Raw genomic sequence first — 20,028 nt, 5'->3', positions numbered from 1 at the left:
CACGCGCCGCACGCCGCGTTGCGTGCGGCGCGCACGAAGGACCATGCAGAGGGAAGGGATGACGTCGATACAACGAATGGCCGCGCGGCATGGCCGGGTCGCGGGTGCGGTGCTTGCCGTTGCCGCCATGCTGGCCGCGCCGCTCGCCGCGCATGCTCAGTTTGCCGGCGATCCGGTGAAGGAGCTGGCCGCGCCGCCGTCGGCGCAGTTGCCGCTGAAGCCGAACCCCGGGTTCGCGCAGTTCCCGCGTTACGTCGGCATGCTCGGCAACCGGCAGATCGTGCTGCGCCTCGGCGCGAAGACCGACGATCCGCAGGGCGTGCACGGCGAGTATCAGTACACCGACACCGGCGAGGTGCTCGTCGTCGCGGGCGACCGCGACGGCAGCACGCTGGAGATCGAGGAGTCGAACGACGGTACGCACATCGTCGGCAACTGGGTCGGCACGTTCGCGGCGGACGGCTCGGTGGCCGGCGACCGGATGAACATCGACGACTCGAATCCCCAGCCGTTCGAACTGAAGCCGCTGGCGGCAGGGCAGGCGGTGCCGCCGGCGTCGCTCATGCCTGCGGCGGCGAATCCGCAGCCGGCCGTGTCGCCACAGCAGACGCAGCAGGCGGCGCCGTCCGCGAAGGCGGGGCAAGGCGGGCAGCCGGTCGGCGGTGTCAGCAATCTGACGACCGGCGATTGATCGTTGCGTGTGTCGCGGGTTGTGGCGCGAAGCCGTTCATCGAACGCGCCGCTGGCGGATGATTGCGTGACGAAGGCGCGCAGCGTCGGAAGCGGGATATCGGGCAGGCGGCATAGGCGGTGCGGCAGCCTCGACGCCTGTCGGCCTTTCTCTCCGTTATCCAGTGCGCGGCGAGTGAAGAAACGAATCCGTATGCCGGATATCTCGTCCGCTACGGGCCGATCGCGGCGTCATCGCCAAATATCCCGACTCCCGCCGGCCCACCAGCCACGGCGTCTCACGCGCGCCGCGCCAACCTCGGTTAATCTTCGGGGTGCGGCGCATCGCGCGCCGCTTCGCCAAGCGCTCATCCAGCCTCACTCCGACATGAAGAAATCCGACTCCAGCCGCGCGTTGCAGACGCGCATCGTGCATCCGCAGGACGACCTGACGCCCGGCTTCGAATCGTTCGCCGCACCGGTCACGCGCGCGTCCACCGTCGTGTTCCCCGATCTCGCGTCGGTGCGTTCGCTCGACTGGCGCAACGACGCGCAGTGGCGCTACGGCCTGCACGCGACGCCGACCTCGACGATGCTCGCGAACCGCCTCGCGACGATCGAGGGCGGCGAGCATACGCTGCTGCAGCCGTCCGGCTTGTCCGCGATCTCGAACGTGTATTTCGGGCTTGTGAAGGCGGGCGACGACGTGCTGATTCCGGACAACGTCTATTCGCCGAACCGCGAGCACGGCGACTGGCTCGCGCGCGACTTCGGGATCGGCGTGCGTTACTACGATCCAATGATCGGCGCGGGCATCGCGGACCTGATCCAGCCGAATACGCGGCTGATCTGGCTGGAAGCGCCGGGCTCGGTGACGATGGAAGTGCCCGACGTGCCGGCGATCACCGCGGTTGCGCGCGCGCGCAACGTGGTCACCGCGATCGACAACACATGGTCCGCGGGCCTCGCGTTCCGGCCGTTCGATCACGGTGTCGATATCTCGGTGCAGGCGCTGACGAAGTATCAATCGGGCGGCAGCGACGTGCTGATGGGCGCGACGATCACCGTGGACCGCGAGCTGTACCTGAAGCTGAAGCTCGCGCGGATGCGGATGGGAATCGGCGTGTCGTCGGACGACTGCTCGCTCGTGTTGCGCGGCCTGCCGAGCATGAAGGCGCGCTTCGACACGCATGACCGCAATGCGCTCGCGCTCGCGCAGTGGCTGAAGGGGCGAACGGAGATTGCGGCGGTGCTGCATCCGGCGTTTCCGGACTGTCCGGGCCACGCGTTTTTCAAGCGCGATTTCACCGGCGCGGGCGGCCTGTTCTCGGTTGTGTTCGATGGGCGTTATAACCCGGCGCAGATCGACGCGTTCTGCGAAGCGTTGGACCTTTTTGCGCTCGGCTGGAGCTGGGGCGGCGCGCATAGTCTCGTGATGCCGTACGACGTCGCGTCGATGCGCACCGCGGCGAACTGGCCGCATCGCGGCACGCTGGTGCGGTTCTACGTCGGGCTGGAAGAGGCGGCGGATCTGCAAGCGGATATCGAACGGGCGCTTGCGGTGTTGAAGTGATTTCGCCGGGCAGCGCGCAAACGGCTCGGGCAGGGAGGCCGTTTGCGATTGCCCAGGGCGGCCACTCGGGCGTTCCGCGCGCGCTGATTCGAGGCCCGACTTCGGATTGGCTCGAACGTGCATGACCTGCACGTGTCGCGCCGATGAATGGATCGGCGCGACACGTTGGGGGCAAATAGGGGGCATGAAGCGCGGGGATGAAGGCGCTTCGCAAGTGCGTGCCCGGGGCCTGTCGCTCGCGCGGGTACGCACGAACGAATACGTCATGGCGACCGTTGAAACGCGGCCTGTTTCAACTGCACCCGGGACGAATCGCGTAGCCGGGGCATGCGCAATGAAAATCGACCACCGCGCTCGGCCACCCGAACGTGACCATGCCCCGCCAGATCAAAAAAGCCGCAACAACCCATCCAGCCCGACGTAATTGAACGCGACGCTCGCCGCCTCGCGCACGACCGGCTTGGCGCGGAACGCCACCGACAACCCCGCCTGCGCCATCATCTTCAGGTCGTTCGAGCCGTCGCCCATGGCAATCGCGCGGCGCGGTTCGATGCCGAGCTGCGCGCAGGTCTCGACCAGCGTGCGCGCCTTCACATCCGCGTTCACGATCTCGCCGCTCACGCGGCCGGTCAGCTTGCCGTCGACGATTTCGAGCGTGTTCGCGCGCGTGAAGTCGAGGCCGAGCCGCGCCTTCAGCCGCTCGGTGAAGAACGTGAAGCCGCCCGACACCAGCAGCGTCTTGAGCCCGGCCGCCTTCGCGCCGGCGAGCATCTGCGTTGCGCCCGGCGACAGTTGCAGCCTTTCCTCGTACACGCGTTCGAGCGCGCTCGCGTCGAGCCCTTCGAGCAGCGCGACGCGGCGCGTCAGGCTTTCGTTGAAGTCCTTGATCTCGCCGCGCATCGACGCCTCGGTGATCGCGGCCACTTCGCTCTTCAGCCCGCAGAAGTCCGCGATCTCGTCGATGCATTCGATCGTGATGAGCGTCGAGTCCATGTCCATCGCGACGAGGCCGAACTGGTCCAGCGTGCGGCCCGGTTCGACGAACGCGTAGTCGAGCCGGTGAGTGCCGCAGTACACGTCGAGGTCCGCGCGCTGCGAGGCCGCGGCGTTCTCGATGCGGATCGCGTGCGCGTCGATCGGCTCGATGCGGCTGCCGCGCGCGAGCGCGACGAGCGTCTTGTGATGGACGGAGGAGAGCGGCTCGGGACTCTGGATGACGAGATTCATGGGCGAACGGGGCGCGGCAGGCGACACAGACGAAACGGCGAACGGGGATGCGGAAACGGCGCGCGACGGCGTCGGCGAGGCCGCGGACCGCGCGGAAAATCCGGCTATTGTAGCGTGTGAGCGATCCCGCGGCCGTGGTGGGCCGTCGGGCGGGAACGGATAGTCGGGCGTCGATTTGCCTGGGAACACAGCGAAAGCATGCGTATGGCCCGCTTGCGCCGCCGGCCTCGAACGGCTATCGATGTCGCGCAGCAAGAATGCCGAAGCAAGGCTGGCATGGACGTATCGCGAAACGAAGACGAGGCGAGGCGCGACGAGGCGCGAGCGCACTGCCTGTACGGGCGATCTGCACGCATGCCCGACGCTTTCAACGAGCCGCCTACCCGCCATCCCCGCATCGAAGGCACAATATCGACAATCGCGCGGTGGTTCGCCACAGCGGCCGCCGCGTACCGTCAGCCACCCGACGCCGCACGCACCGCAATCCGGTATGCGGCGCGCATGAGGAGCGAACCGGTATGCACGATCGATCCAATGGAACCCGGGCGACGACCGCCGCCGCCCGATCTTCGCGCGGCACGCACCCGAACGCCGGCGCATCATCCGCGGCACCCACGGCTGCGCGCCCGTCGCGCGGCGGCCGGGCCGCCACGGCCGAAGTCGCGGGCATCCGCATCACCAGCGCGCGCCGCGTGATCGACGCGGCAAGCGGCATCCGCAAGCTCGACCTCGTCCGCTACTACGAACGCATCGCGCCGTGGCTGCTGCCGCAGTTGCGCGACCGGCCGGTGTCGCTCGTGCGCGCGCCGCAGGGCGTCGGCGGCGAGACCTTCTTTCAGCGCCATATCGGCCGCGTGCCGTTTCCGGGCGTCACGCAGCACGAGGGGCTCGATCCGGGCCATCCGCCGCTGCTGACGATCGACACGCTCGAAGCGCTGATCGTCGTCGCGCAGATGGACGCGATCGAACTGCATACGTGGAACGCGCACGCGACCGACATCGAGCGGCCCGACCGCGTCGTATTCGATCTCGACCCGGACCCGGAACTCGGCTGGGACCGGATGATCGAGGCGGCGCTGCTGACGCGCGCGACGCTCGCGGACCTCGGCCTCGAATCGTTCTGCAAGACGAGCGGCGGCAAGGGGCTGCACGTCGTCGTGCCGCTGACGCCGGAGGTCGGCTGGGACGACGCGAAGGCGTTCTCGCGCGCGCTCGCGCATCATCTCGCGGCGAGCCGGCCGACGCAGTTCAGCGCGACGGCGGGCGCGGAGCACCGGCGCAAGAAGGTGTTCATCGACTATCTGCGCAACGCGCGCGGCGCGAGCACGGCGGTCGCGTATGGCGTGCGCGCGCGGCCGGGGATGGGCGTGTCGGTGCCGCTGACGTGGGGCGAGGTTCCGCAGACGACCGGCGGCGCGCAATGGACGCTCGCGAACATCGATGCGCGCTTGGCGGACTGCGGCGACGCCGATCCGTGGGCCGGCTACGGCCGGGTGCGGCAGCGGTTGAGCGCGGCGTTGACGGCCCGGCTCGAAAGCGATGCGGGCGATGCCGCGCCGTAGCGTGGAGCATGCCCGCCTGATTGGCGCGGCGTCCGGACGGATGGGCAGGCCCGGCGGGATGCACGCCGTCAAAGCGGGTAAGCCGGCAAACGCTGCACGCCGCCGTTGACCGCACGAACGCGCGCCCCAGACCGCTGGCCGGAATCTCAAACAGGCCGACGAACAGATCAAGCCGAACCCTGTTTCGCCCGTCACGATGCTTTTCAACCGACACCGCGGCGTCTACGATGCGCCGAACCACGCTCGCCGGCCGGCGAGCGTCGCCCCCTCACCGAATCAGGAGCAATAGATGAAAGCCGTTGGCCTCCACCGTTATCTGCCGATCGACGATCCCGAAGCGCTGCTCGACGTCGAGATCCCGCAACCCGTCGCCGCCGGCCGCGACCTGCTCGTGAAGGTCGAGGCGGTGTCGGTGAATCCGGTCGACTACAAGGTCCGTTCGCCGAAGCCGGCTGTCGAAACCGCGCCGCGCGTGCTCGGCTGGGACGCGGCGGGGACCGTCGCCGCGGTCGGCCCGGACGTCACGCTGTTCAAGGTCGGCGACCCGGTGTTCTATGCGGGCAGCATCACACGGCCCGGCTCGAACAGCGAATACCAACTGGTCGACGAGCGCATCGTCGGCCGCAAGCCGCAGTCGCTCGATTTCGCGCACGCGGCCGCGCTGCCGTTGACCGCGATCACCGCGTGGGAGGCGCTGTTCGACCGGCTGCGCGTGTCGCCGCAGGGCGCGGACGCGGGCAAGACCGCGCTGATCTTCGGCGGCGCGGGCGGTGTCGGCTCGATCGGCATCCAGCTCGCGAAACAACTCGCGAAGCTGACCGTGATCGCGACCGCGTCGCGGCCGGAATCGGCCGAATGGGCGAAGTCGCTCGGCGCGGACCACATCGTGAACCACTACGGCGACGTGCCCGCGCAACTGAAGGCGCTCGGGTTCGACAACGTCGATTACGTGCTGATCTTCAATGACACCGACGCGAACTTCCCGGCCGCCGCCGACGCGATCAAGCCGCAGGGCGGCATCGTGACGATCGTCGAGAACGCGAAGCCGGTTGCGGTCGAACTGCTGAAGTCGAAAAGCGCGGCGCTGCATTGGGAATTCATGTTCACGCGCGCGATGTTCGGCACGCCGGACATGATCGAGCAGCACCGGCTGCTGAACGAGGTCGCGCGCCTCGTCGACGCCGGCACGCTGCGCACGACGGTCGGCCAGACGCTCGGCTCGATCGACGCGGCGAACCTGCGGCGCGCGCACAAGCTGCTCGAAGAAGGGCGCGCGATCGGCAAGCTCGTGTTGAGCGGCTTCTGATGGCGACTTTGGTGGTTGTTCGTCGATCGGCGGCATCCGTGAGCGCAACGCGCAGCGCGAACCCTCAAAACCCGCGTTGCGCCGCCGCATCCGCATGGCGTCCGCCAGATCGGCCGCGCGCGCAAGCCGGGGAATACCTGGCCGCGCAACAGCGCCGCGCGGCGCGCCGCTTGCTAGACTGAAAGCAGACTCTTCGTCCCAGGGCCGCGCGCGGCGCCGCTGCCGCACGATGCACGGCCGATCCAGCCAGGAGGTGACGTATGCTGTTCTGCGCTCCTCGCCGCGCGACGGCGCTTCGCGGCGTGCTGCTCGCCGCCGTGTCCGTGCTGACGCTCTACGCGCACGCGGCGCCGCCGATCAAGATCACGTCGAAAGCCGCCACCGACGGGCCGATCCGCTACACCGTGAAAGTCGCGTCGAAGCAGTTCGGCAACGCGCAGGAAACGCGCACGCTGCGCTCCGGCGAGACCGACGACTTCACGTGGCGCACGACGCCGCCGGGCGGCCCGGTGCCGACGCCGGACGGCTGTCCCGATTACGCGTCGCTGCCGCTCGACGCGAACGGCGCGATGGTCCGTCAGACGCAGTTGCGCCTTGCGCCGATCGTCGCGTCGAACGGCACCGCGAACGTGCAGTTGAGCTTCCGCGCGCAGGCGCCACGCGGCACGACGACGGTGACGAGCGGCGGCAAGCCGCTGAAATGCCCGGACGTGGCCGCGCATAGCGAGGTCTTGCGGTTCGCGATGCCGACCACCGGCACGGTGAAGACGCTGACGCTCGCGGACGGCACGCAGATCACGATTTCCGCGCAGCGTTGAGTGGGCGGCGGGGGGCAGCGAGTCCACGACGAACGCGGCGTCGCACGGTTTCCGTCCGCCACGCGTTGCGTTGCGCGCATGGACGCATCGCGACGCTTGATTCCGCGATGGGTGGCTTGCGTAATCAGTCTTGCCGCTTTCCGGCGTCGTGCGTCGGCAACGCGTGCTGACGCTGAAACCGGCCTCGCCAGCCTCCGCGTGGCTGCGTACGGACCGATGCCGAAACCTCGCCTTCCGCGCGTCTCCACGCACCTGCCGACGACGCCTTACGGCATCCCGCGACCTCACCCCGCCGCGCGCCGCTTCGTGCGCTCCACGAGCCGCGCCGCGAGAAAACGATGCTCCGCCGAAAAGAGCCGCCGGTACGCGAGCAGCACCGCGCCGACCGTGCCGAGCGCCGACGACGCGGCGATCAGGAACATGATTACGATCTGGTAGCGGACGGCCTGCAACGGCGACTGCCCGGCGAGCACCTGGCCCGTCATCATCCCGGGCAGGCTCACGACGCCGACCACCGCCATCTGGTTCAGCGTCGGGATCATCCCCGCGCGCACCGCCTCGCGCGCCGGCGCCTGCGCGGCTTCCCAGCGCGTCGCGCCAAGCGCGAGCGCGGTCTCGACGCGGTCGCGGCGCGCGGTCAGTTCGGTCGTCATCCGCTCGATGCCGAGCGACACGCCGGTCAGCGTGTTGCCGAGGATCATCCCGAGGATCGGAATCGCATATTGCGGCTCGTACCACGGCCGGATGCGGATCACGAGGAACAACCCGACCGCCGCGACGAGCCATGCGCTGACCCAGATCGACACGATGCTGTCGACGCGCTGCCCGCCATACGTGCGCTGCCCGCGCTGCGAGCCCGCGAAACCGGCGATCAGCGTCATCAGCACCATCAGCGGCAGCACCACGTACCAGCGGTCGTAAGCGAACACCCAGCCGAGCACGTAGCCGATCGCGAGCAACTGCACGACTGTGCGCACCGCCGCCCACGCGAGCTTGCGTTCGAGATCGAGCTTCAGCAGCACCGACACCGCGCCGTTCACGAACACGAGCAGCGCGGCGATCGCGATGTCGCCGAGGCCGAGGTTTTGCAGTCCGCCGTTCATCGCGCGGCCTCCCTCGGCGCGGTCGCCGCAGGCGGACCGGACGGCGACGCGTTAGCGAGCACGCCCGCGTGCATCGTCCACTGCCGCGTGCCGACGCGCAGCGCCTGCGCCGGGTCGTGCGACACCCAGACGGTCGCGTGGGCGGCGCGGTCGCGCTCGAACCACGCGGCGACCAGCGCCTCGATCGCGCGCGCGGACTCCGGGTCGAGCGACGCGGTCGGCTCGTCGAGCAGCAGCACGTCCGGGTCGAGTTGCAGCACGCGCACGAGCGCGACGATCTGCGCTTCGCCGCCGGACAGTTCGGACGCGTCGCGCGCGAGAAATGCCTCGCCGCGGCCCGCGCCCGCGAGCAGCGCGCGGGCGCGTCCGGCGTCGAACGACACGTCGCGATAGACCGCGAGCGAATACGGATAACGCAGGTTGTCCTCGACGGTGCCGTCGAGCAGCGCGGGCCGCTGCCGCAGATACGCGACGTGGCGGCGGAAGGTGGGAATCCGCGCGCGCGTGACCGGCCTGCCGCGCCATTCGATGCGCCCGCCGTCAAGCGGATCGAGCAGCGCGAGCGCGCGCAGCAGCACGCTCTTGCCGGAGCCGGACGGCCCGGTCAGCGCGACGCGCTCGCTGGCGGCGAGGGCGAAGTCGGTCGGTTGCAGCAGCGTCTGCTGACGGGCCGCGTCGCGGCGCGCGATGCGCTGCGCGGCGACGAGCGGCGGGGCGGAAGGCTGATCGGTCATCGGCTGGGTTGATGGATTGGCCAGGGTTGGCAATGGTCTTGCGACGGCGGACGACGGCAGCCGACGGCAGCCGACATGCGCGCGGCGCTGCGATACGTCATCATGGCGGTCCGCCGGGCATGCCGGCTGCTTGGGGAACGTATTGCTGGAGAAAAACAATGGAGCGCGCATGAAGTCCACGCAACCGAAGGCTCGCGGGTTCGGCCGCACACTCGGCAAGATCTTCGCATGGCTCGTGCTGATTGTCGTCGTTCTCGTCGTCGGTCTGGTCGTGCTGCTGCTGACGTTCGACTGGAATCGCGCGAAACCGTGGGTCAACGAGAAGGTCAGCGAAGCGATCGGCCGGCCGTTCGCGATCGAGGGCGATCTGAAGGTCGGCTGGCGGCATCCGGTCGGTGAAACCGGCTGGCGCGGCTGGGTGCCGTGGCCGCGCTTTTCGGCGACGCGCATCACGGTCGCGAACCCCGACTGGACGAAAGCGCCGCATTTCGCGACGCTCGACGAGATCGACTTCCAGGTGAAGGTCCTGCCGTTGATCGCGCACGACATCGTGATCCCGTCGATCAATCTGGTGAATCCGTCGGTCGACGCCGAACGGCTCGCGGACGGCCGCAACAACTGGACCTTCAAGCTGCCGGCGTCGTCGGGGCCGTCCACGTGGAAGCTGGATCTGCACGACATCGAGTTCGAAAAAGGCAACGTCGCGGTCAACGACCAGCAGACGAAAACCGACGTGCAGGTGGCGATCGACACGCTCGGCCATCCGATCCCGATCGGCGAGGCGATGAAGCAGCAGGAGAGCGCGTCGCGCAGCGGCTCCGCGCAGGTGATCGGGCGGGCCGGCGCGAACCGGCTCGCGCAGCAGGCGCAAAAGGAGCAGGCATCCGAAGCGGCAGCGGCCGCCGCAAGCGATGCGAGTGCGCCGGGGGCGTCCGGGGCGGCCGGGGAAGCGAGCGGACCGGCTGGCGCTTCGGCGCTGACGCCGGCGTCGGGAGCAGCGGCTGCCTCGCCCGCGGCAGCCAGCGCGGCTGCCAGCGGTGCGCAGCCGCCCGCGCGCGCGGAGCCGTATTACGCGATCGGCTGGACGATCAAAGGCACGTACAACAACACGCCGGTGTCCGGCACCGGCAAGGTGGGCGGCGTGCTCGCATTGCAGGACGCGAACCGGCCGTTCCCGATCCAGGCGGACGTGCGCGTCGCGGACATGCACATCGCGCTCGTCGGCACGCTGACCGATCCCGCGCACCTCGCGGCGGTCGACCTGCGGCTGTGGCTCCAGGGCCGCAGCATGGCGCATCTGTACAGCCTCACCGGCGTCACGCTGCCGGAGACGCCGCCGTATGCAACCGAAGGCCGGCTGATCGGCCAGTTCCGCCGCAACGCGAGCGTGTTCCGCTACGAGAACTTCACCGGCCGCGTCGGCGGCAGCGACCTGAACGGCACGCTCGTTTATACGCAGCGCGATCCGCGTCCGCTGCTGAGCGGCGAACTGGTGTCGAACCTGCTGCAGTTCTCGGACCTCGCGCCGATCATCGGCGCGGACAGCAACGCGAGCAAGGTCTCGCGCGGCGACGCCGCGAAGCAGCCGGCGGGCCGCGTGCTGCCGGTCGAGCAGTTCCGCACCGAACGCTGGAAGGCGATCGACGCGGACGTGAAGTTCACCGGCCGCCGGATCGTCAAGCAGGGCAGCCTGCCGATCTCCGACCTGTACACGCACGTGGTGATGACGGACGGCGTGCTGTCGCTCGATCCGCTGCGCTTCGGCGTCGCCGGCGGCACGCTCGCGACGCGGCTGAACCTCGACGGCAGCGTGGTGCCGCTGAAAGGGCGCGGCACGGCGGAGGCCCGGCATCTTAAGCTCAAGCAACTGTTCCCGAACTTCAAGACGATGCAGTCCGCGCTCGGCGAGGTCAACGGCGACGCGTCGCTGTCCGCGACCGGCAATTCGCCGGCCGCGCTCGCGGCGACGTCGAACGGAGAACTGAAGATGCTGGTCACGCAGGGGACCGTCAGCCGGCTGTTGATGGAGGCCGCGGGCCTGAACGTCGCGAACGTCGTGTACGAAAAGATGTTCGGCAATCGCGACGTGAACATCAATTGCGCGGCCGCGCACTTCGTCGCCACCGACGGCGTGCTCGATTCACGCGTGTTCGCGCTCGACACGGAGGACGCGGTGATCAACATCGACGGCCACGTGAACCTGCGCGACGAGTCGCTGGACCTGAGCATCCATCCGCATACGAAGGGTTTCCGCGTGTTCTCGCTGCGCTCGCCGCTGTACGTGAAGGGCACGCTGAAGGACCCGCACGTCGGCGTGAACGCGACCGCGCTCGCACTGCGCGGCGGCGCGGCGGTCGGGCTCGGGCTGATCAATCCGCTCGCGGCGCTGCTGCCGCTGATCGCGCCGAGCAACAACCAGCCGCTGCCGTGCGATACGCTGCTCGCGCAGATGCGCAGGCAGCCGAGCGCGCCGCCGCCGGGCCAGAAGATGCGCGCGCCGGCCGACAGCACGCCGAAACCCGCGCCGACAAAGCCGCGCGACAGCGCGCCTGCGAACGACGGCACGCGCAACGCGCCGGCGCTGGCGAATCCGTCGAATCTCTACAAGGGAAGCTGAAGTACGCGCATAGGCGCCATGGGCCGTCTATGCGAAGAACCCGGGCGCCCGATGGGCGGCCCGGGTTCCTGGTCGGGGAAAACAGGCGGGAGAGGGGAAAACCCTAGCGCAGCGAACGCGGGACGGTGTCGCCAGGCGTACCCTGGCGGCGCGGCGCGCGGCGGGGGGGCGTGATGCCCGGGCGGGTCGCGCCGAACTCGGGCAGGATGCGCGCGCGGGCGCGGCTCGCGAACACGAGGAAACCGAAACCGTCGGCCTCGTACCAGTAGCCGCCGTTTTCGAGCCCTTCGAGCGGCTGTTCGAGCGCATGCGCAATGGATTCGATGCAGCGTCGGCGCAACTCGCCGGTGGCCGGATACGGCGGCTGCGCACCGCGCACGCTGCACAGCAGGACGTCGAGACCGGGCAGTACGTGCGCGTACAGCACCGGTTCGTCCTGCGCGCGCGCACGGGCGATCTTGGTATCCAGTTGACCGAACGGTTTGAAGTGAGTCAGCACGGCGAGAAACGACTCGTCGCCATCCGACTTGATGCGCTTACGCTTTTTCGGGTAGGACATAAAAACTCGCCTGAAAAAGGATTGCAAAAAACGCAGCGTTCCCATGCGACCACTCCCGGCTTGGCGCGCCGCACGTCGATCCTTTATAGCATACGGATCCGCGGGATTCACGGACGATCCGCTGGCGCGGACCTTCGTGGTTGTTCCGCATGTCGCATGCCCGACGACCGGTGGCTTGCGCGTCTCTGTGAGTATCCCCCGCGCTCTTTCGCTCTGTCTCCGGTCTCAATAATAGACCTGAGTGCGCGCATGGTGGGCCGATCGATCGTAAAAAACCGCGGTTTTCTCGCGTGCCCGTGCGCATAGCCACATTCGTTGTCATCCCGGAATTTCGCGCCGATAATGTTGCGGTTGTGGCGGCTCTGCCGCACGGACCTCCGCCTCCGGTCAAACCGACATGAAACTGTTCGCGAAGGGGCTGTTGCTGATCGCCGTGCCGGGCGCGATCGAACTGGCGTTGCTCGGCGCCGTCTTCGGCACGCAGCAGGACGCCGCGCAGGCCGCGCGCCGCGCGGACGCGAGCAAGCAGGTGCTGTGGCAGGCGTCGAGTCTCGTCGATCCATTGATGCGCGAAGCGGCACGCGTGCGCACCGGCATTGCGCTCGGCGATCCGTCGTTCATCGACCGGCATGCGGTGTGGATCGAGTTTTCCGACCGGCTCACGCAACTGTCGCGCGCCGTCGCGGACAATCCCGTGCAGCGCGCGCGCGTCGAGCGGATGCGCGAGGCCGCGAACAGCTGGCGGCTGCGCGTGGCGGACATTGCCGATGCGCTGCGCGCGGGCCATCATCCCGACGACCTGCTCACCGCTGGCGACGCGCTGCCGCCGCAGATCGCGATCGTGCGCAGCGAGCTGGCGCAGTTCGTCGCCGACGAGCGGCAGCTCGGCGATGCGCGCAGCGCGTCGTCGCGGCGCACGCGCGAACGGCAGCAGACCACGCTGATCGTTGCCGTGGTAGGGTCGATGCTGGTCTGGGCCGCGGCGGCCACCGTGTTCTCGCGCAACATCGGCACGCGGCTCGCCGCGCTCGGCGCCAACGCGCGGCGCTTCGGCGACCGCCAGCCGCTTGCGCCGCCATTGCCCGGCGACGACGAGATCGCCGCGCTCGACGCGGTGCTGCATCAGACGAGCGAACGCCTCCAACGCGCGGCGCGCGAGCAGGCCGTGCTGAAGGCGCAACTGGAAGCGCGCGCGGCGGATCTCGCGAGCGCGAACGAGCATCTCCGGCAGCAAACGCAGGATAACGAGATGTTCATCTACAGCGTGTCGCACGACCTGCGCTCGCCGCTCGTGAACCTGCAAGGTTTTTCGAGGGAACTACAGGTATCCTGCGATGAACTGCGCGCGAACGTCGACGCGGCGGGCCTGCCCGCCGGCGAACGGGCACGCATGGCGCAGGTGCTCGACGGCGACGTCAGCGAGTCGTTGCAGTTTTTGCGGCAGGCGGTCCTGCGCGCGGCCGCGATCATCGATGCGCTGCTGCGCGTGTCGCGCGCCGGGCGGGTCGAATATCGGTGGGAGCGGGTGGACGTGAACGCGCTCGTCGCGAGGATCGTCGACGGCGTGCGCGACACGGCGGCCGCGCGCGACGTGCGGATCGTCGTGCACGAGTTGCCGCCCGCGTGGGCCGATGCGAACGCGCTCGAACAGGCGTTCGCGAGCCTGATCGACAACGCGCTGCATTTTCTCGATCCCGCGCGGCCGGGGCGCATCGAGATCGGCGCGCTCGACGGGCCGGTCCCGACGTCCGCCGGGCGCGGCGATTCGGCCGCCGAAACCGCCGTCAATCCGTCGCGGACGCATGTTTATTATGTACGCGACAATGGCGTCGGGATTCCGGCTGCGTATCTGCCCAAGCTGTTTCACGCGTTCCAGCGGCTGCACGGCGACGACGCGCGCGGGCAGGGCATCGGCCTCGCGCTCGTGCGCCGGATCGTCGAGCGGCACGGCGGCCGGGTGTGGCTCGAATCGCGCGTCGGAGGACAGGCCGGCGCGCCGCGCGAGCCGGCCGACGCCGGCGCGGGATCGACTTTTTTCATGGCGCTGCCCGAGCCTTCGTCGCTCGCGGCATGACGGCCAGTGCGGTTTCACCGCCATGCATGCAATACCGCCATACGGAGGCAACATGACAGACGGGGAACAGGTCAGCATCGTGCTGGTCGAGGACGACGACGGCCACGCGACGCTCGTCGAACGGAACCTGAGGCGTTCGGGCATCTCGAACGGCTTCCTGCGCTTTCGAGACGGCCAGGAGGCGCTCGACTATTTTTTCGGCGGGGCGGCGGGAACGGACGCCGGTTATCCGTCGCGCGACGAACTGTCGAATTTCGTCGTCCTGCTCGATCTGCGGATGCCGCGCGTCGACGGTTTCGAGGTGCTGCGGCGGCTGAAGGCCGATCCGGCGACCGCGTCGGTGCCGGTGATCGTGCTGACGACCACCGACGATCCGCGCGAGATCGAACGCTGCTACGAACTCGGCTGCAACGTGTACATCACGAAGCCGGTCGAGTACGACGCGTTCATCGAGGCCGTGCGCCGGCTCGGCTTTTTTCTGCAGGTCGTCAAGCTGCCGCCGGGCCACCGGCTTGCGCGGCCATGAACGGGCGCGCGCGGAACGGCCCGCGCGATCACACGGACCATCAGGCAGCCCATCACCGAGGCCATCACGCAGCAAAGGAACGGCACGCGCATGAGTGACGACGCAACGATGCTGGCGGGCGCGAACGTGCTGGTCGTCGACGACGACGACGGCATCCTGCGTCTCGCGCGCAAATCGCTCGAACGGGCCGGCGCGCGGGTCACGACCTGCGCGGGCGTCGCGGCCGCCGGCGCGCAGCTCGCCGCGCAGACGCCGGACGTGCTCGTGCTCGACTATCAGCTCGACAGCGCGGAAACCGGCCTCGACTTCTTCCGCCGGCTGCGCGCGCAGAACGTGCGCGTGCCGGCGATCCTCGTGACCGGCTTCACCGACGAGTCGCGCGTGATCGAGGCGCTGCGCGCGGGCGTGTCCGACGTCGTGCCGAAAGCCGGCGACTATCTCGACTATCTGCCGGAGGCGGTCGCGCGCGTGCTCGCGCAGGTCCGCCTGCAACGCGCGTCGGACGAGGCGCTGCTGTTGCGCGATCGCGAGGAGCACTACCGGACGCTATCCGAGGCGCTGCCGCATCTGGTGCTCACGTGCAACGCGGACGGCGACTGCGATTTCCTGTCGAAGCAGTGGCTCGCGTACACGGGCCTCGACGCGCGGCAATCGCACGGCCTCGCGTGGCTCGACGCCGTGCATCCGGACGATCGCGAGGAGATTCGCCGCACGTGGCTGAAGGCGGTCAACAGCGGCGCGACCGACTATCGGCACGAGTTGCGGATTCGCCGCCACGACGGCGCGTATCGCTGGTTCGACGTGCGCATCGTCGCGATGCGCGACCCGCACGGCGGCGTCAACAAGTGGTTCGGCAGTTGCACGGACATCCATGCGCAGCGCGAGGCGATCGAAGAGCACGAACGCCTGCTCGCGTCGGAGCAGGCTGCGCGCCAGGCCGCGGAGGAAGCGAACCGGTCGAAGGACCGTTTTCTTGCGATGCTGTCGCACGAGCTGCGCACGCCGCTGACGCCAGTGCTCGCCGGTACGCGCCTGCTCGAACAGATGGCGGACCTGCCGGACGCCGCGCGTTCCGGCGTGCGGATGATCCGCCGCAACATCGAACTGGAGGCGCGGCTGATCGACGATCTGCTCGATCTGACGCGCGTCGCGAACGGCAAGCTGAACCTGACGCTCGAAACCGTCGACGTACACGAGGTGATCGACGCGGTGCTCGACCTGTTCCACAGCGAGATCCAGGTGAAGCAGCAGGACGTGCACGTCGAACTGTATGCGCGCCAGCATCATGTGCGTGGCGACCGCGCGCGGCTTCAGCAGATGCTATGGAACCTCGTGCGCAACGCGGCGAAGTTCACGCCGGACGGCGGCCACATCTACGTGCGCACCCGCGACGAGCGAATGCAGGTGCGAATCGACGTCGAGGACACGGGCATCGGCATCCCGTCCGAGCACATCGGCAAGCTGTTCAACGCGTTCGAGCAGGGCAGCCACAACCTGACGCGGCAGTTCGGCGGCCTGGGTCTCGGCCTCGCGGTGACGAAGGCGCTGACCGATGCGCACGGCGGCGCGGTCTGCGCGCACAGCCCCGGCACGCATTGCGGCGCGACCTTCACGATCGTGCTGCCGACCGCGGAGCCGCTACGCGGCGCGCCCGCGCCGGCGGACGCGCTGCGGCCGCATCAGGCGGGCGCGCTGAACATCCTGCTGATCGAGGATCACGAGGACACGGCCGAGGTGATGGCGCAACTGATCCGCAGCCTCGGCCACGAGGTGGCCGTCGCGGGGCGCGTCGCCGATGCGCTCGCGCTCACGCAGACGATGCCGTTCGATCTCGTCGTCAGCGACGTCGGTCTGCCGGACGGCACCGGGCTCGATTTCATCCGCGCGTTTCGCGAGCATTCGGACGCGCCGGCGATCGCGCTGACCGGCTTCGGCACCGACGAGGACGTGCGCCGCTGCGTCGATGCGGGGTTCACGTCGCATCTGACGAAGCCGGTCGATTTCGCGCAACTGGAGCGGATGATCGAGCAGGCGCTGGTCGCGAAGTATTCAGACCCGGCGTCGTGACGCGAGCGGAGACGCATCAACAAAAAGCCCGCGCGGCGTGAGCGGCGCGGGCTTTTTGTGGTTCGACGCAGTCGCGGTCAGGGCGTCTGCTTCTTCAGTTCGTCGCGGATCTCGCGCAGCAGCAGCACGTCTTCCGGCGTTGCCGGCGCGGCCGCGGCTTCCTCGGCGGTAGGGCGGCGCAGCTTGTTGATGAACTTCACCATCAGAAAGATGATGAACGCGAGAATGATGAAGTTGATCAGCACGGTGATGAACGAACCGTAGCCGAACACCGCGACGCCGGCGGTCTGCAGGTCGCGGAACGACTCGGGGCTGCCGCGGAAAGTCGACGGAATGTCGCCGAGGCGGATGAACTTGTTCGAGAAGTCGAGGCCGCCGGTAATCACGCCGATCACCGGCATGATCAGGTCTTTGACGACCGAGTTCACGATGTTCGAAAAGGCGCCGCCGATGATCACACCGACGGCCAGATCCATCACATTGCCTTTGACGGCGAATTCCTTGAATTCTTTGATCATGCTCATGGGTGGGCTCTCCGTAAAGGGTTGACGCGCGGGCAACTGCGCGATTTGTACAATGGCGCAATGATAGCGAACGCGGTTCCGATCGGGTAGTAATTTGACCTTTTCTGAACCTTTCGTGCGTTAAAAACGGTTCAGTCCGACAGAGCGGGAAAGGAGATCGGCCGCTCAACGCGGCATCGGATAAGCCAATGCGATCTGTTCGGCGAAACCCGCCGGATCGATGTTGGTCCCGCTCAGCAGCACGCCGATGCGCCGGCCTTGCAGCGTGTCGCGCAGCGGTCCGAGCAGCGCGGCGGTCGCGGCCGCGCAGGCCGGTTCGACCGCGAGTTTCAGTTCGTCGAACAGCACGCGCATCGCATGGCGCAATGCGTCGTCCGGGACGGTGACGATCCGGTCGACATGACGCCGGCACAACGCGTAGCTGTACTGCTCGGTATGCGGCGACACCAGCGAATCGGCGATCGAATGCTGATGGGCGATCTGCACCGTATGGTTCGCCGCGAAGCTGCGGCTCATCACGTCCGCGCCTTCAGGCTCGACGCCGAATACGTGCAGGTTCGGGTTCGCCAGACGCAGCGCGGTCGCCACGCCGGCCGCGAGTCCGCCGCCGCCGACCGGCACGATCACCGCTTCGAGGTCCGGCGCCTGGGTCGCCCATTCGTAGCCGAGCGTCGCAGTGCCGAGCACGGTGCGATAGCCGTTGAACGGATGCACGAAGTAGCGGCCTTCGTCGGCCTCGATCCTGCGCACGAGGTCGAACGCCTCGCGGGCATTCGGCGCCATCACGACGTCCGCGCGATAGTGCCGGCACAACGCGACGCACGCGGCGCTGGCGGTACGCAACAGCACGACCTTCGCGCCGATGCCGAGCCGCATCGCCGCATACGCGACCGCGATCGCATGATTGCCGCCGGACACGCAGGTGACGCCGGCGGCGCGCTGCGCGGCGTCGAGCGACAGCAGATGCGTGAACGCGCCGCGCGCCTTGAAGCTGCCGCTCGCCTGCAGCAGTTCGAACTTGAAGTTGACCAGCGTGCCTTCGAGCGAACCCAGGTCGTGCCGGTCGAACACCGGCGTGCGCAGCACCCACGGCGCGAGCGCGAAGTGCTGCGCGGCGATGTCGTCGAGCGTCGGGATCGCCTCGCCGTCGATCGTGTGGTTCGTGGGCTGCGGCGTGCCGGTGGACATGGCGAGCGGTGTCGAAGGGCGCTGCGGGTCAGCGGGCCTGCGCTTCGACCGACAGGCCGCGAACCAGCTTGCGCAGGAACGCCTCGCACGCGGACAACTGGTCGAGCGATACGAACTCGTTCGCCTTGTGCGCCTGCTGGATGTCGCCGGGGCCGCAGACGACGCTCGGAATGCCGGCGCGCGCGAACAGGCCCGCCTCGGTGCCGTAGGCGACCTTGCGGCGGTCCTGGTCGGCGGTCAGCGCGCGCACGAGTTGCGTGATCGCGGCCTGCTCGGACGCTTCGAGGCCAGGCGCGGCCGCGAGCTTCGTGAACTCGATCGCGGCCGACGCATGTTCGCGCTGCATCTTCGGCAGCAGCGTTTCGCGCGCGTATTGATCGACGCGCGCGAAGATCGCGTCCGGATCGAGCGCCGGCAGGTTGCGGAACTCGAACACGAAACGGCATTCGGCCGGCACCGTGTTGATCGCGTTGCCGCCTTCGATCGTGCTCGTCTGCGCGGTCGTGAACGGCACGTCGTACTGTTCGTCGAACGGCCCCTGGGCGCGGAACTGGTCGGCCATGTCGCGGATGTAGCAGACGAGCCGCGCCGCGTATTCGATCGCGTTGAGGCCGCGCGGCGTCAGCGACGAATGCGCGGCCTGGCCGCGCACGCAGCACTGATACGCGTTGATGCCCTTGTGCGCCACGATCGGCCGCATGCTGGTCGGCTCGCCGACGATGCAGCCGTCCGGCTTCACGCCGCGCTTCACCAGTTCCTCGATCATCAGCGGCGCGCCGACGCAACCCACTTCCTCGTCGAACGACAGCGCGAAGTGGATCGGCTTCGCGAGCTTCGTTTGCAGCATGTCGGGCACGAGCGTCAGCGCCGCGCCGATGAAGCCCTTCATGTCGCAGGTGCCGCGGCCGTACAGCAGGCCGTCGCGGATCTCCGGACGGAACGGGTCGCTGTCCCACTGCTGGCCGTCCACCGGCACGACGTCGGTATGGCCGGACAGCACGATGCCGCCGTCCGTCGAGCCGTCGTGCGCGGGCAGCGTCGCGAACAGGTTTGCCCATTTGCCGTCCGGGCTGTGCGTGAGCGTCGCTTCGATGCCGCGCGCGCGCAGATCGTCGCGGACGACTTCGATCAGGCCGAGATTCGGATTGCGGCTCACCGTGTCCATCGACACGAGGCGGGTGACCCACGGAAGCGACGCGGGGAGGGGGGCGGAAGCGGCGGATGCGGCGGACGATTGCGCTGGTTCAGCGGCGACGGACATGAGAGGACTCCAGCCTGAAAGTCATCTCATATTACCCAAAAAAGATTTCCGGAGCGAAAGCAGCCGGGCCGAAAGCCGCATGGAGGCTTGTTGCGCGGTGCTGCAAACGGGCCGCGCGGCGCCGGGCCACGGGCGCGTTCATGGGAAGCGCGGGTCCGCGGGAGGGGGGGCGGCGCGCGGCAAACGCGCGCCGCCCGTTGCGCTTCCCGTGCCGTGCTTG

16 protein-coding genes are annotated in these 20,028 nt (G+C 68.7%); 9 read left to right on the top strand and 7 right to left on the bottom strand.

Annotation, left to right across the window (positions count from 1 at the left end; genetic code table 11):
• Positions 1-58 precede the first annotated feature (58 nt).
• Together BLV92_RS09895 and BLV92_RS09890 are read left to right on the top strand one after the other, a co-directional pair.
• Positions 59-691, top strand: a complete 633-nt coding sequence (locus BLV92_RS09895; RefSeq protein WP_244283773.1) for a hypothetical protein — start codon at positions 59-61, stop codon at positions 689-691.
• Between the two features lie 366 nt (positions 692-1,057).
• Positions 1,058-2,242 (top strand): cystathionine beta-lyase, encoded by a 1,185-nt coding sequence (locus tag BLV92_RS09890; protein WP_090544505.1) that lies wholly within the window; start codon positions 1,058-1,060, stop codon positions 2,240-2,242.
• Between the two features lie 387 nt (positions 2,243-2,629).
• On the opposite strand, the gene serB is transcribed toward BLV92_RS09890, so the two are convergent.
• Positions 2,630-3,469, bottom strand: coding sequence for a phosphoserine phosphatase SerB (gene serB / locus BLV92_RS09885; protein ID WP_090544503.1), 840 nt, complete (start codon positions 3,467-3,469; stop codon positions 2,630-2,632).
• Between the two features lie 518 nt (positions 3,470-3,987).
• Between serB and ligD the strand changes: the two genes are divergently transcribed.
• From ligD to BLV92_RS09870, 3 genes are all read left to right on the top strand, one after another.
• Positions 3,988-5,031, top strand: coding sequence for a non-homologous end-joining DNA ligase (gene ligD / locus BLV92_RS09880; protein WP_373681821.1), 1,044 nt, complete (start codon positions 3,988-3,990; stop codon positions 5,029-5,031).
• Positions 5,032-5,320: 289 nt separating this feature from the next.
• Positions 5,321-6,337, top strand: coding sequence for a zinc-binding alcohol dehydrogenase family protein (locus BLV92_RS09875; RefSeq protein WP_090544499.1), 1,017 nt, complete (start codon positions 5,321-5,323; stop codon positions 6,335-6,337).
• A gap of 260 nt (positions 6,338-6,597) precedes the next feature.
• The gene (locus BLV92_RS09870; RefSeq protein WP_090544497.1) at positions 6,598-7,155 is read left to right on the top strand and encodes a DUF6013 family protein; all 558 of its coding nucleotides are present in this window, start codon (positions 6,598-6,600) and stop codon (positions 7,153-7,155) included.
• Positions 7,156-7,439: 284 nt separating this feature from the next.
• Here BLV92_RS09870 and BLV92_RS09865 read toward each other — a convergent pair whose 3' ends face one another.
• Both BLV92_RS09865 and BLV92_RS09860 read right to left on the bottom strand, forming a co-directional pair.
• Positions 7,440-8,258 carry an ABC transporter permease gene (locus BLV92_RS09865; protein WP_090544495.1) on the bottom strand — a complete coding sequence of 273 codons (819 nt, stop codon included), beginning with the start codon at positions 8,256-8,258 and terminating at the stop codon, positions 7,440-7,442.
• Positions 8,255-8,992: an ABC transporter ATP-binding protein gene (locus BLV92_RS09860; RefSeq protein ID WP_090544492.1), complete on the bottom strand. Its 738-nt coding sequence runs from the start codon at positions 8,990-8,992 to the stop codon at positions 8,255-8,257. Before BLV92_RS09860 ends, BLV92_RS09865 begins: the two co-directional genes overlap by 4 nt.
• A 169-nt stretch (positions 8,993-9,161) precedes the next feature.
• On the opposite strand from BLV92_RS09860, the gene BLV92_RS09855 reads away from it, so the two are divergent.
• A complete protein-coding gene (locus BLV92_RS09855; protein ID WP_090544490.1) occupies positions 9,162-11,609 on the top strand; it encodes an AsmA family protein in 2,448 nt (815 codons plus the stop codon).
• 103 nt (positions 11,610-11,712) lie between these two features.
• On the opposite strand, the gene BLV92_RS09850 is transcribed toward BLV92_RS09855, so the two are convergent.
• Positions 11,713-12,213, bottom strand: coding sequence for a hypothetical protein (locus tag BLV92_RS09850; protein ID WP_090544488.1), 501 nt, complete (start codon positions 12,211-12,213; stop codon positions 11,713-11,715).
• Positions 12,214-12,565: 352 nt separating this feature from the next.
• On the opposite strand from BLV92_RS09850, the gene BLV92_RS09845 reads away from it, so the two are divergent.
• The 3 genes from BLV92_RS09845 to BLV92_RS09835 all read left to right on the top strand — a co-directional run bounded on the left by BLV92_RS09845 (position 12,566) and on the right by BLV92_RS09835 (position 16,835).
• Entirely contained in the window at positions 12,566-14,242 is a 1,677-nt protein-coding gene (locus BLV92_RS09845) for a sensor histidine kinase (RefSeq protein WP_090544486.1), read from the top strand.
• A 52-nt stretch (positions 14,243-14,294) separates the two neighbouring features.
• Complete coding sequence (locus BLV92_RS09840) at positions 14,295-14,768, top strand: response regulator (protein ID WP_090544484.1); 474 nt, start codon at positions 14,295-14,297, stop codon at positions 14,766-14,768.
• Between the two features lie 90 nt (positions 14,769-14,858).
• Positions 14,859-16,835 (top strand): hybrid sensor histidine kinase/response regulator, encoded by a 1,977-nt coding sequence (locus tag BLV92_RS09835; RefSeq protein WP_090544482.1) that lies wholly within the window; start codon positions 14,859-14,861, stop codon positions 16,833-16,835.
• A gap of 77 nt (positions 16,836-16,912) precedes the next feature.
• Here BLV92_RS09835 and mscL read toward each other — a convergent pair whose 3' ends face one another.
• The 3 genes from mscL to argE form a co-directional block, all read right to left on the bottom strand.
• Positions 16,913-17,359 (bottom strand): large conductance mechanosensitive channel protein MscL, encoded by a 447-nt coding sequence (gene mscL, locus BLV92_RS09830; protein WP_090544480.1) that lies wholly within the window; start codon positions 17,357-17,359, stop codon positions 16,913-16,915.
• A 165-nt stretch (positions 17,360-17,524) separates the two neighbouring features.
• Positions 17,525-18,547, bottom strand: coding sequence for a pyridoxal-phosphate dependent enzyme (locus BLV92_RS09825; protein WP_090544478.1), 1,023 nt, complete (start codon positions 18,545-18,547; stop codon positions 17,525-17,527).
• Positions 18,548-18,575: 28 nt separating this feature from the next.
• Positions 18,576-19,808 carry an acetylornithine deacetylase gene (gene argE, locus BLV92_RS09820; protein ID WP_090544476.1) on the bottom strand — a complete coding sequence of 411 codons (1,233 nt, stop codon included), beginning with the start codon at positions 19,806-19,808 and terminating at the stop codon, positions 18,576-18,578.
• Between the last annotated feature and the right edge of the window lie 220 nt (positions 19,809-20,028).

Origin of the sequence: Paraburkholderia caballeronis (assembly GCF_900104845.1) — a bacterium.
Taxonomy (GTDB): domain Bacteria; phylum Pseudomonadota; class Gammaproteobacteria; order Burkholderiales; family Burkholderiaceae; genus Paraburkholderia; species Paraburkholderia caballeronis.
The sequence above is the reverse complement of the archived record's forward strand: the minus strand, read 5'-3'. Positions and strand labels throughout refer to the sequence as shown.

Bases quoted from the DNA above. Each gene is read 5' to 3' on its own strand.
- BLV92_RS09895 (WP_244283773.1), top strand. From the start codon at position 59: ATGACGTCGATACAACGAATGGCCGCGCGGCATGGCCGGGTCGCGGGT.
- BLV92_RS09890 (WP_090544505.1), top strand. From the start codon at position 1,058: ATGAAGAAATCCGACTCCAGCCGCGCGTTGCAGACGCGCATCGTGCAT.
- serB (WP_090544503.1), bottom strand. From the start codon at position 3,469: ATGAATCTCGTCATCCAGAGTCCCGAGCCGCTCTCCTCCGTCCATCAC.
- ligD (WP_373681821.1), top strand. From the start codon at position 3,988: ATGCACGATCGATCCAATGGAACCCGGGCGACGACCGCCGCCGCCCGA.
- BLV92_RS09875 (WP_090544499.1), top strand. From the start codon at position 5,321: ATGAAAGCCGTTGGCCTCCACCGTTATCTGCCGATCGACGATCCCGAA.
- BLV92_RS09870 (WP_090544497.1), top strand. From the start codon at position 6,598: ATGCTGTTCTGCGCTCCTCGCCGCGCGACGGCGCTTCGCGGCGTGCTG.
- BLV92_RS09865 (WP_090544495.1), bottom strand. From the start codon at position 8,258: ATGAACGGCGGACTGCAAAACCTCGGCCTCGGCGACATCGCGATCGCC.
- BLV92_RS09860 (WP_090544492.1), bottom strand. From the start codon at position 8,992: ATGACCGATCAGCCTTCCGCCCCGCCGCTCGTCGCCGCGCAGCGCATC.
- BLV92_RS09855 (WP_090544490.1), top strand. From the start codon at position 9,162: ATGAAGTCCACGCAACCGAAGGCTCGCGGGTTCGGCCGCACACTCGGC.
- BLV92_RS09850 (WP_090544488.1), bottom strand. From the start codon at position 12,213: ATGGGAACGCTGCGTTTTTTGCAATCCTTTTTCAGGCGAGTTTTTATG.
- BLV92_RS09845 (WP_090544486.1), top strand. From the start codon at position 12,566: ATGAAACTGTTCGCGAAGGGGCTGTTGCTGATCGCCGTGCCGGGCGCG.
- BLV92_RS09840 (WP_090544484.1), top strand. From the start codon at position 14,295: ATGACAGACGGGGAACAGGTCAGCATCGTGCTGGTCGAGGACGACGAC.
- BLV92_RS09835 (WP_090544482.1), top strand. From the start codon at position 14,859: ATGAGTGACGACGCAACGATGCTGGCGGGCGCGAACGTGCTGGTCGTC.
- mscL (WP_090544480.1), bottom strand. From the start codon at position 17,359: ATGAGCATGATCAAAGAATTCAAGGAATTCGCCGTCAAAGGCAATGTG.
- BLV92_RS09825 (WP_090544478.1), bottom strand. From the start codon at position 18,547: ATGTCCACCGGCACGCCGCAGCCCACGAACCACACGATCGACGGCGAG.
- argE (WP_090544476.1), bottom strand. From the start codon at position 19,808: ATGTCCGTCGCCGCTGAACCAGCGCAATCGTCCGCCGCATCCGCCGCT.